This is a genomic window from Simiduia sp. (genome assembly GCF_058345725.1).
This window is the reverse complement of record NZ_JBTUOC010000013.1, coordinates 16,946-33,339: the sequence shown is the minus strand read 5'-3', so window position 1 is coordinate 33,339 and position 16,394 is coordinate 16,946. Positions and strand designations below refer to the sequence as shown.

General features: G+C 55.6%; 10 protein-coding genes. 7 read left to right on the top strand and 3 right to left on the bottom strand.

What is annotated here, in order from left to right; genetic code table 11:
• The first annotated feature begins 59 nt into the window (after positions 1-59).
• From deoC to ACW8F6_RS03355, 4 genes are all read left to right on the top strand, one after another.
• Positions 60-1,097, top strand: a complete 1,038-nt coding sequence (deoC, locus tag ACW8F6_RS03370; RefSeq protein ID WP_491574431.1) for a deoxyribose-phosphate aldolase — start codon at positions 60-62, stop codon at positions 1,095-1,097.
• Positions 1,098-1,106: 9 nt separating this feature from the next.
• Positions 1,107-3,503, top strand: coding sequence for an aldehyde dehydrogenase family protein (locus tag ACW8F6_RS03365; protein WP_491574430.1), 2,397 nt, complete (start codon positions 1,107-1,109; stop codon positions 3,501-3,503).
• A gap of 132 nt (positions 3,504-3,635) precedes the next feature.
• Positions 3,636-5,885: a TonB-dependent receptor gene (locus ACW8F6_RS03360; protein ID WP_491574429.1), complete on the top strand. Its 2,250-nt coding sequence runs from the start codon at positions 3,636-3,638 to the stop codon at positions 5,883-5,885.
• A gap of 155 nt (positions 5,886-6,040) precedes the next feature.
• Entirely contained in the window at positions 6,041-6,172 is a 132-nt protein-coding gene (locus tag ACW8F6_RS03355; RefSeq protein ID WP_491574428.1) for a hypothetical protein, read from the top strand.
• 66 nt (positions 6,173-6,238) lie between these two features.
• Here the strand turns inward: ACW8F6_RS03355 and ACW8F6_RS03350 are convergent, their stop codons facing one another.
• Positions 6,239-8,386 carry a TonB-dependent receptor gene (locus ACW8F6_RS03350; RefSeq protein ID WP_491574427.1) on the bottom strand — a complete coding sequence of 716 codons (2,148 nt, stop codon included), beginning with the start codon at positions 8,384-8,386 and terminating at the stop codon, positions 6,239-6,241.
• Positions 8,387-8,729: 343 nt separating this feature from the next.
• Between ACW8F6_RS03350 and ACW8F6_RS03345 the strand changes: the two genes are divergently transcribed.
• Positions 8,730-9,431, top strand: coding sequence for a TetR family transcriptional regulator C-terminal domain-containing protein (locus tag ACW8F6_RS03345; protein ID WP_491574426.1), 702 nt, complete (start codon positions 8,730-8,732; stop codon positions 9,429-9,431).
• Positions 9,432-9,446: 15 nt separating this feature from the next.
• Here ACW8F6_RS03345 and ACW8F6_RS03340 read toward each other — a convergent pair whose 3' ends face one another.
• On the bottom strand, positions 9,447-10,028 hold the full coding sequence (locus tag ACW8F6_RS03340) for a phosphoribosyltransferase (RefSeq protein ID WP_491574425.1): 582 nt from the start codon (positions 10,026-10,028) through the stop codon (positions 9,447-9,449).
• Positions 10,029-10,805: 777 nt separating this feature from the next.
• Between ACW8F6_RS03340 and ACW8F6_RS03335 the strand changes: the two genes are divergently transcribed.
• Positions 10,806-13,934 carry a TonB-dependent receptor gene (locus tag ACW8F6_RS03335; protein WP_491574424.1) on the top strand — a complete coding sequence of 1,043 codons (3,129 nt, stop codon included), beginning with the start codon at positions 10,806-10,808 and terminating at the stop codon, positions 13,932-13,934.
• A gap of 287 nt (positions 13,935-14,221) precedes the next feature.
• Positions 14,222-15,526, top strand: coding sequence for an endonuclease (locus tag ACW8F6_RS03330; protein WP_491574423.1), 1,305 nt, complete (start codon positions 14,222-14,224; stop codon positions 15,524-15,526).
• Between the two features lie 29 nt (positions 15,527-15,555).
• Here ACW8F6_RS03330 and ACW8F6_RS03325 read toward each other — a convergent pair whose 3' ends face one another.
• Positions 15,556-16,272, bottom strand: a complete 717-nt coding sequence (locus tag ACW8F6_RS03325; RefSeq protein WP_491574422.1) for a TetR/AcrR family transcriptional regulator — start codon at positions 16,270-16,272, stop codon at positions 15,556-15,558.
• Positions 16,273-16,394: the final 122 nt, after the last annotated feature.

The window sequence follows — 16,394 nt, the reverse complement described above, 5'->3', positions numbered from 1 at the left end:
GTTGGACTGACAATCAGAACAGATAGCCCGCACTGCCAGCGGGCACGAGAGAGAGCATCATGACAGCTGTGAAGAAAAAAACCGGCGGCGTTAAAAAACGCACGTCTGGCGCCAAGGTGGTGACACCGATGTTTGCATCGCGCGCCATCGCCGAGCGCAACCCCGGTACCGAGTTTAATGCCCACTGGCTAACGGATATTGCCGTCAACCAAAGCGCCGTCGAACGCCGGGTGGCCACCATGAAAGCGCGGCGCTCGGTGAAAAAAGCCTGGCAATCCGCCTGGCTGTTAAAGGCCATCAGCTGCATTGATCTCACCACCCTGTCGGGCGATGACACCGAGGGCCGCGTACGCCGCCTGTGTGCCAAAGCGCGCAACCCAGTGCGCGCCGATTTGATCGAGGCCCTGGGTGCGCAATCGCTGAATATCACCACCGGTGCCGTGTGTGTCTATCACGTAATGGTCGAAGAAGCTGTGGCGGCATTGGCCGGCAGCGGCATCCCCGTGGCCGCCGTGTCCACGGGTTTTCCCGCGTGTATGGCGCCGATTGAAACGCGCTTGGCGGAAATTCGCGCCTCGGTGGCCGCCGGTGCGGCGGAAATTGATATCGTGATTTCGCGCCGCTACGTGCTCAATCAGCAGTGGGACAAACTCTACGAAGAAGTGTGCGCCTATCGCGAGGCCTGCGGCGAGGCGCGCATGAAAACCATCATCTCCACCGGCCAGTTGGCTACGCTCACCAACGTGGCGAAGGCGTCCATGGTGTGCATGATGGCCGGTGCCGATTTCATTAAAACCTCTACCGGTATGGAATCGGTGAACGCCACCTTGCCGGTGAGCTTGGTCATGGTGCGCATGATTCGCAAGTACTATGAACTGACCGGTTTCAAAGTGGGCTTTAAGCCCGCCGGCGGCATCAGTAAAGCGAAAGATGCACTGGATTATCTGGTGATGATTAAAGAAGAACTGGGTGTGCAATGGTTGAACGCCGCGCTCTATCGCTTTGGGGCCTCAAGTCTGCTGGGCGATATCGAGCGCCAGCTGGAACACCAGGTTACCGGCTGCTACTCCGCCAGCCACCGCCACCCAATCGCCTAGGAATTTCCCATGAACATTGAACAGATCTTTAACGATATGAGCTACGGACCCGCGCCCGAAGATAATAAAAAAGTTGTCAGCTGGCTTGCCGAACACAGCAAGGGCTTTGGCTTGTACATCGACGGCCAATGGCAGAAACCCGCCGCCGGAAAATACTTTGACAGCATCAACCCCGCCACCGGCGAGAAGCTGGGCAAGGTGGCGCAGGCTAATGGCAAAGATGTGGATGCCGCCGTCGCCGCCGCACGCGCCGCGCAACCCGAATGGCAGGCACTGGGCGGTCACGGCCGCGCCCGCTACCTGTACGCCATCGCGCGCTTGTTGCAAAAGCACTCGCGCAAGCTGGCGGTGCTGGAAACCATGGACAACGGCAAGCCAATTCGCGAAACCCGCGACATCGATGTGCCGCTGGCAATTCGCCACTTTTACCACCACGCCGGTTGGGCCCAGTTGATGGCGACAGAGTTGCCAAACCACCAGCCTGTGGGTGTGGTCGGGCAGATTATTCCCTGGAATTTTCCGCTGTTAATGCTGGCCTGGAAAATTGCGCCGGCGCTGGCGGCGGGCAACTGCGTGGTGTTAAAGCCCGCGGAGTTTACCAGCCTGAGTGCGGTGATGTTTGCCGAGCTGTGCGCCGAGGCCGGCCTGCCCAAGGGCGTGGTGAATATCATCACCGGCGATGGCAGCACGGGCGAGCTGATTGTGAAACACCAGGACATTAACAAGCTGGCGTTCACCGGCTCTACGGAAGTGGGCCGCATTTTGCGCCGCGAAACCGCCGGCACCGGTAAGAAACTGACGCTCGAGCTGGGCGGTAAATCGCCTTTCATCGTGTTCGACGATGCCGATCTCGACAGCGCCGTGGAAGGCTTGGTAGACGCCATCTGGTTTAATCAGGGCCAGGTGTGCTGCGCCGGTTCGCGCCTGTTGGTGCAAGAGGGCGTGGCTGAACAGGTCATCGCAAAGCTGCGCGCGCGCATGCAAACCCTGCGCGTGGGCGATCCCTTAGACAAAGCGGTGGACATGGGCGCTATTGTGGATCACAGCCAGCGCAATCAAATTGCCAAGCTGGTAGAGCAGGGTGTGGCCGAGGGCGCCACCCTCTGGCAACCCGATACCGAACTGCCCGCCAATGGCTGCTTTTATCCGCCCACGCTGCTCACCAATGTGGACAGCAGCAACACCGTCGCCAACGTGGAAATTTTTGGCCCGGTACTGTCGGTGCTGACCTTCCGCACCCAACAAGAAGCCGTGGCGCTGGCCAACAACACCCGCTACGGTTTGGCCGCCAGTGTCTGGTCAGAAAATATTAACCGTGCGCTGGATGTGGCCCCGCAAATTAAAGCCGGCGTGATCTGGGTCAATAGCACCAATCTGTTCGACGCCTCCTGTGGTTTTGGCGGCTATCGCGAATCTGGCCTGGGGCGCGAGGGCGGTCTGGAGGGGTTGTACGAATACCTGAAGCCGCAGTCGTTTACGCTGGCCAATGAAAAGCCTGCGGGCAACGCGGTTGTGGCCAAGCAGAACGCGATCTTACCGCCGGTGGATCAAACCACCAAGTTTTACATAGGTGGCAAACAAGTGCGCCCCGACGGCGGTGGCAGTCTGCCGGTGCTGGGCGCCGACGGTTCGGTGCTTGGCCTGGTGGGCGATGGCAACCGCAAAGATATTCGCAACGCGGTAGAAGCGGCGAATGCCGCAGGCGGCTGGAGTGGCGCCAGTGGCCACAACCGCGCGCAAATCCTGTACTTTTTGGCGGAAAATTTGAGTTACCGCGCAGAGGAGTTCGCCCGTCGCTTGCAACTGAGCACCGGCCACGCGGCCGATCGCTGTGCGCGCGAAGTGGATGCCACGGTTGAACGCTTGTTTTACTACGCCGCCTGGGCCGACAAATACGAGGGCCGCGTGCACCAGCCGCCCATGAAGGGCATTACCCTGGCCATGAACGAGCCCTTTGGCGTGATGGGTGTGGTGTGTCCCGACAACTCGCCCTTGTTGTCGATGGTATCGCTGTTGGCGCCCGCTATCGCCATGGGCAACCGCGTGGTGCTGCTGCCGTCGGAAAAACACCCACTGATCGCCACCGACTTCTACCAGCTGCTAGAGACCTCCGACGTGCCGGGTGGCGTGGTGAATATTGTCACTGGCGAGCGCGATACCCTTGCTAAAGTGTTGGCCGAGCACCTGCAGGTGGATGCACTTTGGTACTTCGGCACCGCTGCCGGCAACGCGCTGGTGGAGCTGGCTTCTGTGGCGAATCTCAAGCGCACTTGGGCCCAAGGCGGCGCCGAATACGACTGGTTTGCGCCCGACACCCAAGGCCAGCGCTTCTTGCAGGAGGCCTGTCAGGTGAAGAATATTTGGGTGCCCTACGGTGATGCCATTCAAACCGGCGGTGGTTACTAATGAGGCAAGACCGGGAAAAGTAAGCTTAAATTCAACTTAATTCACAGGCCTTCGGGCCTGTTTGCTTGTTTGGGCGCGGGCCAGATGGTAGAAAGTTAACCGTTTAACTAAATGCCTGCAGGTGAGTTCAGCATGATGAAGACCAACAATAACGAGGACGAGAATATGAGCAGCCATCGACGTAGCGCACGGGGATATAAATTGGCGACACTGGGCGCCGCAATCGCTGCCGGTTTGGGCACGGCCCCTGTGTATGCCCAAGACTTGGTGTTAGAGGAAGTGATTATCACCGCGCAAAAGCGCCCTCAGGGCCTGCAGGAAGTTCCTATCTCAGTGGCCACCCTGTCGGGTGATCGCATGGACGCCATTTTCAGTGACGGCTCCGATATTATGGCCCTGGCCGCGCGCGTGCCTGGCCTGTACGCCGAGTCTTCCAACGGTCGCGCCTCGCCGCGCTTTTACATTCGCGGTCTGGGCAACGTGGACTTCGATCTGGCGGCCTCACAACCCGTGTCGGTAGTAATGGACGACGTGGTCATGGAAAACGTGGTGCTTAAAAGCTTCCCGCTGTTTGACGTGCGCCAGGTGGAAGTGGTGCGCGGTCCGCAGGGCACCCTGTTTGGCCGCAATACCACAGCCGGCGTGGTGAAGTTTGACACCCGACGCCCCACCTTTGAAAACGAAGGTTTTGTCAATTTGACCGCGGGCACCTTGGGCACGCGCAATCTGGAAGCTGCCTACGGCGGTGCGCTGGTGGAAGACAAGTTGGCTGCGCGGGTGTCGGTCTTGTCGCAGCAGCGTGCAGACTACATCGATAACGGCTACACCAACGAAAAAGACGCCATGGGCGGCTTTACTGAAAACGCCATTCGCGCGCAGTTGTTGTGGACGCCCACAGACGATTTCAGCGCCCTGTTAAGCCACCAGGATCGCGATCTAAGCGGTACCTCTTCTATCTTCCGCGCAAACGTATTTACCACCGGTCAATCGGGGCTCAACGAAAACTTTGATCGCGATAAAGTGTTCTACGACGATGGCGATAACAATCCGCAAGGTGTAGACGGTTCGGGCACCAGTTTGAAACTGGAGTGGGACTTTGGCGAAACCGCGCTAACCATGATTACCGCCTACCAGCGCGCCGACAGCTTTAGTAAGGGCGATATCGATGGCGGCAATCCCACCGGCCCAGGTTTTATTCCCTTTCAGGCTGTTACTGAAGACCGCGCCGGCGTGTACCAGTTTACCCAGGAGCTGCGCATTGCCAGCGACTACGACGGCAACTTTAACTGGCAGGCCGGTGGCTTTTATTACGACTCGTCCTTGGATGTGACCACCGTTGATGGCTTTTTCGGCCGCACCACCGTCACCCACGACAACACCACCTGGGCACTGTTTGGCCAGGGCACCTACGACATGAGCGAGGATTGGGATGTATCGCTCGGCTTGCGCTACACCTACGATGAAAAATCGCTGACGGTGGGCGAGCAGAATGTGGACGGCTTTGCCCTGGTGATTAATGCGGCGTCGATTCAAACCTATGAGCCTATAGAGGTGGACGATGACCAGTTGGGTTGGGAATTGTCTACCAACTACCAATTGTCAGATCACAGCAGCCTCTACGGCCGCATTGCCAACGGTTTCCGCGCCCAGTCCATTCAGGCGCGCGATGTGGCCTTTGAGGGCAACCCCTCTGTGGCCGATGCCGAAACCATCACGTCCTACGAATTTGGCTACAAGGCCGATTTACTGGATCGCCGCATGCGGCTGAACTTTGGCGGCTTCTACTACACCGTCGAGGATATTCAGCTTTCGGCTATCGGTGGCGCCAATAACGGCAATAGCCTTCTGAACGCCGATAAGGGTGTGGGCTACGGCTTTGAATTTGATGTGGAGTTCGCTGTCACTGATAACTTTTTTGCCACCGCTGGATTGGGCTACGCCAAGACAGAATTGCAAGATAGCGACTTGACTACAGCGCCTTGTGGTTCTGGTCAGTGTACGGTTCTCGATCCATTGGATACTAGTGGCAATGCACTCTTGGACGGCAACCCCTTTCAGGCGGCGCCAGAGCTGACCGCCAACTTAACCCTGCGTTACGGCATTCCGGTGAGCACGGGTGAAGTTTATGCCTTTACTGATTGGGCCTATCAAGGCGATACCAATATGGCGCTTTACGAGTCCGCAGAATTTCAAACTGATGGCCAATTTGAAGGTGGCTTGCGCTTAGGCTATATCAATGACAACAGCGGTTATGAAGTGGCCCTCTACGGACGCAACATAACCGACGAAGAAAATGTTAAGGGCTTTATCGACTTTAACAACAACACCGGTTTTGTGAATGAGCCGCGTACCTTTGGCGTAGATTTCCGCATGGATTTCTAAGGCTGAAAGCAACTAAAAAGGGCTCGGTTAACCGGGCCTTTTTTTATGGAAAATGACTAGCATTTGTGTGCCGGGTCTCGCTTTTCTGGCGTCGAATCGGGCGCCGTTATTTTGCCAAGCGCAACCCTCTCGATAGGTAGAGGGCCTGGAGTTTCTTGGGCGCCCGAGGTCATGTTTTTGAAGTGCTTGGTGGCAAAGACCTGGAGCCATTGGAAACGCGCGTGTCGCTTGCATTGGCGCAGTGGGTGCGCACCGGCGGCTTTGCACTTGCCAATGGCCAGGCATAAAAAAGCCCCGGTGCGCGGGGCAAAGAAGGTCGAGCAATGAAAGGTCTAGCAGTGCATGGCGATCAGTTAAAAATCTTTACTGAGCCTGACACCAAACTCGCTGGCGTCGTTGCTGAGCATCACCAGCACATAGTCGCCGGTGTTCAGGCGGGCGTTGTCGTAGCGTTCGTCGGTGACGTTGCGGCCGTATAAACTGGCGGACCAGTTGTCGACGTCGTTGCGGTAGGTGATGTCCAGGTTTAATAGCGCTCGACTGTCGAGCTGCGTAAACCGGCCCGGGTCTCTACTGGGCTCGCCGTACATTTCGCTGCGGTAAGACCAGTCGGCGCGCAGGCTCAGTTCGCCGCTATCCATGGCGATAGTGTACTCGGGACTGATCGACACGGTGAGTTCGGGTGTCAGCGGCGCCGCGGCACTGGGATCGTCCACATCGGCGTCTATGTAACCCAGGGTTGTGTGCAACACAAAGGCATCGGTAATGGCCAGGCTGCTTTCCCATTCCACGCCCTGCGATGTTTGGTCGACCAGCAGGTTGCGGGTTTCAAAACCGCCGCCGCTGGTGGTGCTGACCTGATACGGCAAATCGGAATAGATGGTGTGAAACAGCGACAGGCTCATTTTCAGATTGTTGAGCGGCGTGCCTTTAATACCCACTTCGTAATTCAGCGCCGTCACGTTATCGTTGGCTTCAAAACAGTTGGGGCGGCTGAGTTCGCCGGTGCCAAAGTTGAAACTGCCAATCAGGCAGTAGGGCCGGGCCGGGTATTGGCCCGAGGTGTAGCCGCTTTGAATGGTGGCGTAGCCGTTTAAGTTGTCGCTGATGTCGTAGTTGGCGGCCAACTCCCAACTGGTTTCGTTCCAATCGCGCGAATTGGTCTCCTCGATGGTTTCAAATAAAATGGTGTGTGCGGTTTTCTTGTCCTGGGTGTAGCGCAAGCCGCCTGAAACGCGCAGCTCGTCGTTGACGTGATAGCCCAGGTTGCCGTAAATAGCCTTGCTCTTCAGGCTCTGCTCCAAAAAGAAATCGCTGGGCGCGCCGCCGTTGAAGACGGTGTCGTCCTGAAAGTTGTGGCCGTCTTCCTCAAAGTAGTAGAGGCCGGTGACAAAATCCCAGCTCCCCATTTCGCCATCTAACTGAAATTCCACCGACCGCTGGTCCGCTTCGCCCGCTTCGGGAAACGACAGAAAGTCGGCTTCAATGCTGTCGTCGTCCAGGCCAGAGGTGTACTCGGAGTGGCGATCACTGTAGAGCACCTTGCCGTGTAGACTGTCGGAGAACTCGTAATCCATGGTGATGGAATAGCCAGCGGCTTTGTTGGTCACCTCGGTTTGGTTGAGCTGGCCGGTGGCGTTGTCGTAGGGGTCGGCAGCGCGGTCGCTGTTGCGGTAACCGGCTTGGTACACGGCGCCATTTGGCAGTTCGTCGATTAAGGTGGTGTAGGGACGCAGGCCATTTTTGCCGTCGTTGCCATCGGCGGCAAATAATACGGACAGTCGATCGGTGGGCGTCCAGCGGACAGCGACGCGGCCGGAAAAATCTTGCAGCTCACCCACGTCCATATCGGCCTCGGGCAGATTGGTAAATTCACCGATGCCATCGCGGCTTTGGTAGGCCAGGCTGCCAGACAGCGCCAAGGTATCCGTCAGCGGCGCGCTGGCGTAGATGTCGGCATTGAGTCGCCCGCGCGTACCGATTTGTGTGCCCAGGTGCAGTTCTGGTTCTTCGCCGGGGCCGCGCGTAATGATGTTAATGGCGCCGCCTATGGAGTTGCGGCCGTAAAGCGTGCCCTGCGGTCCGCGCAGCACCTCGACGCGCTCGATGTTAGACAGACTCCAGTTCTGGCCGACCTGGCGACCCAGGTAGACCCCGTCCACGTACACGCCCACGCCGGGGTCTGTGGTGATCAGGTGATCCTGCAGACCGATGCCGCGAATGAACGCGTTATTCGACGAAGTGTGACCGGCGGAAAAGCCGGTAATGTTCAGGTTGGGAACAAATTTGCCGATGTCGGTCAGGTCGCTAATGCCCTGCTTTTCCATGGTGTCGGCAGAGAAGGCGCTGATGGCAACTGGCACCTCGTAAATGCTTTGCTCGCGCTTTTGCGCGGTGACCACGACCTCTTCAAAGAATGACTCGCCCTCGGGCGCTTGTGCCCAGCTGGCGCTGGATAGCAGGGCCAGTGCGATACCGGCGGTGAGTGGCTTGATATACATGTGGCAACCTCGTTGTCGTTATTGTGAGAGAACAGGTGAAGCTGAAAATTCAGCGATTGGCGCCTTAATTTAAGCTGTGCGTAAAGGTGTAGCTGAGCGCAGCAATTTTTGCCGCTCCAGTGATGGAGCGGGGCCTAGGGCTTTGCCATCATTGCCCTAAAAAGTTGTCTGGTTGGTTAAGTTATGGAGCTGCCAGCGAGGTGTCAAGTGAAAAGTCGACTTAACGGCCTGGAATGGGGCCGGGTGCGACCCGCCGGGCGAGGCGGCCATTTGATCGTCTACCGGCTAGTGTTCTACACCGCTCCTGCGCTACAGTGGCCGCCGAATTAAGTTCGGAGGTTTCATGAGCAAGTCAAAGGCCGGTGACTCGAGCGCCGAGGACTTACACGAGGCTTCATCGGCGCTGGCGCCCGATGCGCAAGAGCCGGCAAGACCCACCCGTATTCAATTGCAGAATCGCGGCAAGGTCATGCAAGCCGCCATTGGGGTGTTTGCACAGTACGGCTATCGCGGCGCCACTATCGATCAGATTGCCAGCGCGGCGGATATGTCTAAGGCCAATCTGCTGTACTACTACCGCACCAAGCGTGCGCTCTATCTGGCAGTGTTGGAGTCCATCATGAGCCGTTGGCTAGCGCCGCTGGAAGAACTGCAAGAAGACATGGACCCGGTGGCAGAGCTGACCAGCTACATAGAAACCAAGCTGAAGTTCTCGCGCACCCACCCGTTGGCCTCCAAGGTGTGGGCCAATGAAATTATCAGTGGCGCCGAGGCTGTAAGGCCCATGCTACAAACCGGTTTGCGCGATATCGTGGAGCGCAAATCCTCGGTGCTGCAGGCCTGGCAGGCGAAGGGATTATTGGCGCCCATCCACCCGGAACAATTTATTTTCATGATTTGGGCCGTGACGCAAACCTATGCCGATTTTTCGGCGCAAATTGATGCGGTCACGGGCAAGACGATCAAAGACAAAGCCTTCTATCAGGCCGCCGTTGAAAATACCAAGCGGATTCTGTTTTACGGGATTGTGCCCCGCTCATCCTAGCGGGGCAGGTATCGCTTAGGATTCGGCGCGGGCCTGCATCAATTGCAGTAGCTGCTCTTTTACCTGGCCCAGCTCGGGCTTGTGATCGCGAATTTCTTCCAGAGTTAAGCCGTGCAGTTCGTGTGGGAACACCAGCCATTGATCGGTTTTGTGGATATAGAAGTCCGGGTCTTGGCCCGTTTGGTTATTGGCGGGCTTAAAGTAGGGTGTGGCCACTTTGATATCGGGCGTATTGCGGCGGCACATGCCCTTCAGATCCTTAATGGCCTGCTGTATGCTCAGGCCCGAGTCGTAGACGTCGTCCACAAACAACACGGAATCCTCGGCGTTTACTTTCTGCACCAAATAGTTCAAACCGTGTACAACCACCGTGCGGCTGCGCTCGCCAATCCCCGTGTACGACGAGGTGCGAATGGCAATGTGGTCTGTTTTGACATCCAGTACATCCAGTACTTCCTGTACGGCAATACCCACCGGGGCGCCACCGCGCCAAACGCCCACTATGTAGTTAGGGCGGTAGCCGCTTTCGTATATCTGCAGGCCCAGCTGTAACGAGTCGACCAACAATTGTTGGGCGCTGATATAGGTTTTCTCCATGGAGGCTCCCTCGGAAAAAAAGCGGCGAATTTACACCAGTGTGGTCAAAAAGCAATCACTTGCCAAAAATAAGCGCAAAGTCTGCGTCAGTTGCGCAGTTGACGCAATAAATCTTAGCCGATTTGTACGGCTTTATCGGAATTGTGCGCGCCTGTCGCTTGCCTGTCATTAAATTCCTGTCTGATTGGTTTGGTCTTTGTTGGGCCTGTGGTGGCACGTGACACAGGTACACGCAATGCCTGCGCGTGCCCGCTATGTGGCCCGGTATTGGGCAGGCCGACTTTTAACCTAATGGTGGGGTTTCCCTCGGTGCAATATCGCCCGCCAAGTGTTGCACCTACCGCACGATACCCGCGGATGCATCCGAAAGTAACGCCGAATAGGGCGCTAAACAGCGCGAAGTGGCACCCTTTTGGGGCAAAATTACGCCAAAAGCATTAAATTGTTTTAACCAATTGGTCAAAATACTGCGCGGTCACAAATAACCACAAAAATGGCGCAGTTTTTATTGATAAAACCTCGCCGTCATACGTCTGTCATGTTGGCGCGGCACAATCCACGTCTTGACATAACATTGACCATGTGGTCAGGTATTGGCTTCGTGAGATGTATCTGCGGAGCGAGGGGGCAGGCGAAAGGAGAGATTCGCTGAAACCCGCAGGTAGGAGGGCTTAAGGGCCGCTCGCTTGTATACCTGGTCATTATAAAAAATACGAAATGGGCAGTTGTATCAGGCCTGACAAACCAAACCCAAGCATACTCAGAGGTTGATCTACCATGAGCTTCTCCAAATTTTCACGCAAGCCGCTTGCGTTAAGCGTGCTTCTGGCACTGTGTGGCACCGATGCCCTGGCGCAGGATACCTCTTCCGGTATTCGCGGCCTGGTTACTGGGCCGGATGGCAGTGCGGCGGCCAATACCAAAGTCATCATCCTGCACGAGCCGTCAAATGGCATAACTGAGGTTATGACCAATGAATCTGGCCGTTTCACCGCTAGCGGGTTGCGCGTGGGTGGTCCCTACAAGATTGTGGTGGATTCCAATGTCTACCAGGATGCCCAATACAAAGACATCTACCTGAACCTGGATGAGACTTACCGCTTCTCTGCCGCCCTGCAGGCCGGTAATCTGGAGGAGGTAGTGGTGACGGCAGAGCAGCTGCTGCGCGAGCGCAATTCAGGTACGTCCAGCGTTTTTGGTGCCGATGCCATCGCCACGACTGCCTCCATGGATCGCGACATCAAAGATCTGGTGCGCTTGAACCCAATGGCCGTTGTTCACCCAGGTGCCGACAACGAATTGTCTGTGGCCGGTATGAACCCCCGCTTCAATAGCCTGACTGTTGACGGCATCAGCCAGAATGACGATTTCGGTCTTAACTACAATGGTTATCCCACCCGTCGTTCGCCAATCTCAACCCAGGCATTGGAAGCGATTTCGCTGGATACCACACCTTATAACGTGCGTGCCAGCGGCTTCTCTGGCGCCCAAATCAATGCGGTGACCAAGTCGGGCAGCAACGAGTTTCACGGTTCGGCGTTTTACGAGACCCGCTCCGACACATTGGGCGGTACCGCACAACCAGATGGCCCCAAGGGCGAAAAAATTGATCTGGATTATGAAAGAACCAACTGGGGCGCAACCTTTAGCGGCCCAATCCTCGAGGACAAGCTGTTTTTCTTTACCAGCTATGAAAAATACACTGCGCCCACCGCGCAGGAATGGGGTACCTCCGACGGCGGTCTGGCCAATAGCGTTAACCTGAGCAATGCCGGCTATAAAGCGATTACGGATGCCATCGACGAACAATTTAGCGTAGATGTGGGCGATTGGCGCGCCAGCCCCGAGGAAGAAGACGAGAAGTTCCTGGGTAAACTGGATTGGAATATCAACGACGATCACCGCGCTTCGGTAACCTACCAGTACACAGAGGGTAACTCGCTGGAATTCAGCAGCTCGCGTGCGGACGAATTTTACAGCGCCGGTGGCGCCTACAATAAAACCGAAACCTTGGAAAACTGGGCGGTACAGCTTTACTCAAACTGGAGCGACAATTTTTCCTCTGAGTTGAGCTTTAACTACAAAGATGTAGTTACTCAGCAGGTGTCTCTCAACGATGGTTTGCCAAGCATTGTGGTGTTTCACGAAAATACAGAAGTCTTCTTGGGCTCTGATCCAAATCGTCACGGCAATGAGTTGACCAATGAGCGCATGGGCCTGGAGTGGGTGGGTGAGTTGCTGATGGACGACCACACCCTGTCCTTCGGTGCCAAGTACGACAAAATGGATGCGTTTAACCTCTATGTGTATAACGCCAACGGTACTTTTGAATTTGATAGCGTGGCAGACGTGGAGGCCGGTAACGCAAACGTATCTTATGCCAACGCCTACACCAACAACAAAGACGACGCCGGCGCTAACCTGAGCATGGTAACCACCAGTCTCTTTATTCAAGACACCTGGGCATTGAGTCACGACTTTGAGTTAACCTACGGTGTGCGTTACGAACAAATCAGCGCTGACGAAGCGCCTGCGGAAAACACCAATTTCGAGGGCACTTACGGTTTCTCCAACCAGGAAAACCTGGACGGTGCCTCTATCATTCTGCCCCGTATTGGCTTTACCTGGGACATCCAGGAAGACCTGCGTTTGAAAGGTGGCGTGGGCCGCTTCTCTGGCGGTCAGCCCAACGTCTGGTTGGCAAACTCCTGGAGCAATGACGGCGTCACCTATGTCAGCGCTGGCGACAATGACTACACTGGCTTGTCTTCATTCGCAATCCCAGCAGATCTGTTGTTAGATGAAACGGATCGCGGCAACGGTTCTACCAACGTTATCGATCCAAGCTTCGATTTACCGTCCGACTGGCGCGCCGGGTTGGATGTGAGCTATGTGCTGCCCTACGACGTGGACTTGAACGCGAGCTACACCTACATCAAACAAGACGGTGCGGTGCAGTGGGTAGATCTTGCGCGCGAAGAAATTGGCACAACCGTAGATGGTGGTCGTAAGATTTATGCCCCTACCCGCGGCGATAACTACGACCTGATGCTGACCAACGCCAGCGAAAAAGGCGAAAGCCAGATTTTCTCTGCTTCGATGTTCAAGCAGTGGGACAACGGCTTGGCCGCCAACTTCTCCTACACCCATCAAAACATTGATGAAGGTACTTACGGCGGCAGCTCTACGGCGCACTCCAACTTCCGCTATGCACCCGCAATTAACCGCAACGAAGTGATGATGGGTCGCGGTAATTACGAGGTGGAACATCGTTTTGTGTTGAGCCTGAACTACAACACGGAGTTTGTTGAAGGTTACCGTTCAACGCTGAACCTGTACATGCAGCGCATGTCGGGCAAGCCCTTCAGCTATACCCTGGGTGCTTACAGAGACGGCGATTTGGGTGACCAATCTAAGTTCTACAGCATTAACAACTATCTGCCATACGTACCCACGGGTGCGGATGATCCAGCCATGTCCTTCGGCGACGGTACAGGCAGTTTGTTGAGCTACGATCAGATCATGGAGATCTTTGACGAAGCGGGTATCAGCAAATACGCCGGCGGTTATGTACCGAAGAACGTGGGCACTCAGCCCTGGCAAACACAGATGGATCTGAAATTTACCCAGGAAATTCCCGGCTTGATGGATGGTCATCGCGGCGTGCTTGAGTTGACCATGAACAATGTTCTGGACTTCCTGAACGACACGGGCGTCTATAAGAATGATCTGGGCCGCATTCGCTACAAGCGCTTTAACGATCGCGCAGTTGTCGACTACGACGTAGTCAACGGCCAGTACGAATATCGCGAAGCTTTTGGCGGTACCGATGTTAGTAATTGGGACACCTACGATGCAGAAGCATCCACCTGGGCGCTGAAAGTTGGCGTTCGGTACGAGTTTTAATATCGTCTCGTAGACCCTTCAATACCCCGGCCCTGTGTCGGGGTTTTTTTTAGGTTTAATAAGTTGATTCAGAATAAAACAGCTGTGTCATATTGCTGTTTTTTAAACTTGCTAGTGTTCGGTCAAAACCTGCACTAGCCGGTGTTGCGATACATTGTTGGCGGTCTAGACAGTGGATTGCAGCGATAGGTACCCGGTAGTAAATGTTGTATCTGTAATCGCACAGGCGTTGTGGATGTAGTGAGGTATACCGACGCCCGGTATTAACTTAACTCAGGCATTTGACCATGAATAAATCCAAGTTATTTTCTGCTCTTCTCTTACTCGCTGCGTTTTTGGTTACCGCGCCGGTATGGGCCACCGTGGCCAATGGGGATTTCGAATCCTGGACCGGCTCAAGCCCAGATGGCTGGACCACGCAAGACAGCGGCATAGTGGTGCAAAAAAGTACCAGCATCGTACACGGCGGCAGCGCGGCGGCTTCTATCAGCGTCAACACGGGCAGCCAGGCGTCCACGGATTTTCGCCAGACGGTAAATGTTGTGGCCGGCGAAACCTACAACTTTTCCGTGTGGATCAGGCACACAGAGGGCAACGTCAAGGCGCGGCTTTACGTCAACGGTTATCTGGATTATTCCGACAACGGCTTGACGAATCAGTGGCAACAATTGAGTTACAGCTACTCGGCCGCCAGTAGCGGCAGCATAGAGGTGGGCTTACGGTTTTACGACCAGCCGGGTTTCGATGGCTCTGAAATCGTTTACGTGGACGATTATGGCCCGGTAACGGGTGGTGGCTCGGGCGGTGGAACCGGCGGTGGCGCGGGTGGCTACTATGATTCGGTTCAGGGCTTAAGCGGCTACGCGCTAAAAACCGCACTGCACAATTTAATTAAAGACCACAACCCCCAGGGTTACAGCGCGCTGTGGAGTTTTTATGCCGCACACGAGCTGGACACCTACTACGAAAACGATGGCAGCATTCTGGATATCTATTCGGAAAAACCGACCGCGAATGATCCCTACAATTACACGGCTATTAGTCAGCAGTGTGGCAACTACTCTGGCGAAGGGCACTGTTATAACCGCGAACACAGTTTTCCCCGCTCCTGGTTTGGCGGCGCTATCGAGCCGATGAACTCCGACGTACACCACATTTTTGCCACCGACGGCTATGTAAACGCCATGCGCGGCAGCTACCCCTTTGGCGAAGTGGCCAGTATCACCAGCACCTCGCTCAATGGCAGCAGGCTGGGTGATGGTCAACTCAGCCAGGGTTACACGGGAACGGTCTTTGAGCCCATCGACGAGTTTAAAGGTGATGTGGCGCGCGCTTATTTTTACATGGCCACGCGCTATGAAAATGTGATCGCCGGTTGGCAGAACAACAGCAGCTACGGCGATGCGGTGCTCAACGGCACCTCCGCGCAGGTGTTTGAAACCTGGATGCTAAATGTGCTGATTGATTGGCACAACGCCGACCCAGTGAGCCAAAAAGAAATTGATCGCAATGAGGCGGCCCACAATTACCAGGGCAACCGCAATCCATTTGTGGATCACCCGGAGTACGTGCAGTCTATCTGGGGTAATTGATGTGTAGTGCGGTGCCTGCGGGCACCGCGTTAGGCTTTTGCCGCTGGCTGTCCGGTGCTTTGACGCGCAGGCGGGGTGAGGCCGCAGCCGGTGAGAATCACCTGGCAGAGAAAGTTGGCAATATTGTCGACCATGTCGGGTTCGTATTCAGCCCGGTTCATGATGGTTAGCACCTGGGTGTCGAAGTCGGCATAGTGCTGGGTTGATGACCAAATCAGAAAAATCACCTGCACTGGGTCGACCTTCGCCATGCGCCCCTGCGCAATCCAGCTTTCCATTACCTGCGCCTTGGCGCGCACCCACACCCGCATATCGGAGCGGAAATAGTCTTTTAGGTGGGGAGCCCCTTGTATCACTTCCATGGCAAAGAGTTTGGAGGCTCGGGGGTGCGAGTAGGCCAGCGCGACTTTCTTGCGAATAAACTCGTCCAGCACCAGTGCTGGGTCATCATCCTCTTTGATGTTGTCAAAAAAGTCGTTCCACAGCGCAATAATGTTGTTAAGTATGGTGAGGTATAAATTGCTTTTACTTTTAAAGTAATAGTGCACGTTGGCCTTGGGCAGTCCGGCTCTATCGGCAATGGCTTGAATGCTGGCGCCCTTAAAGCCGTGCTGTACAAACTCCTCTTCGGCGGCGCTCAGAATATTGGCGAGATTGTCCTCGCGGATTTTGCCCGCCTTGTATTTGCCGGTGGGGGTTTCTTTAGGGTCAAAATCCTGGCCGTTGTCGATGTGTGGTTTGTTCATGCGCTCATTCAATGGGATTAGAAACAGGGGGCCTATGCCGGAATCACTTTATACCATATCCATCCATGGCAGGTGAGATTCTCGGGCCGGCGGGCTAGGTAGAGTGTGCTAGCGTAGAGAAT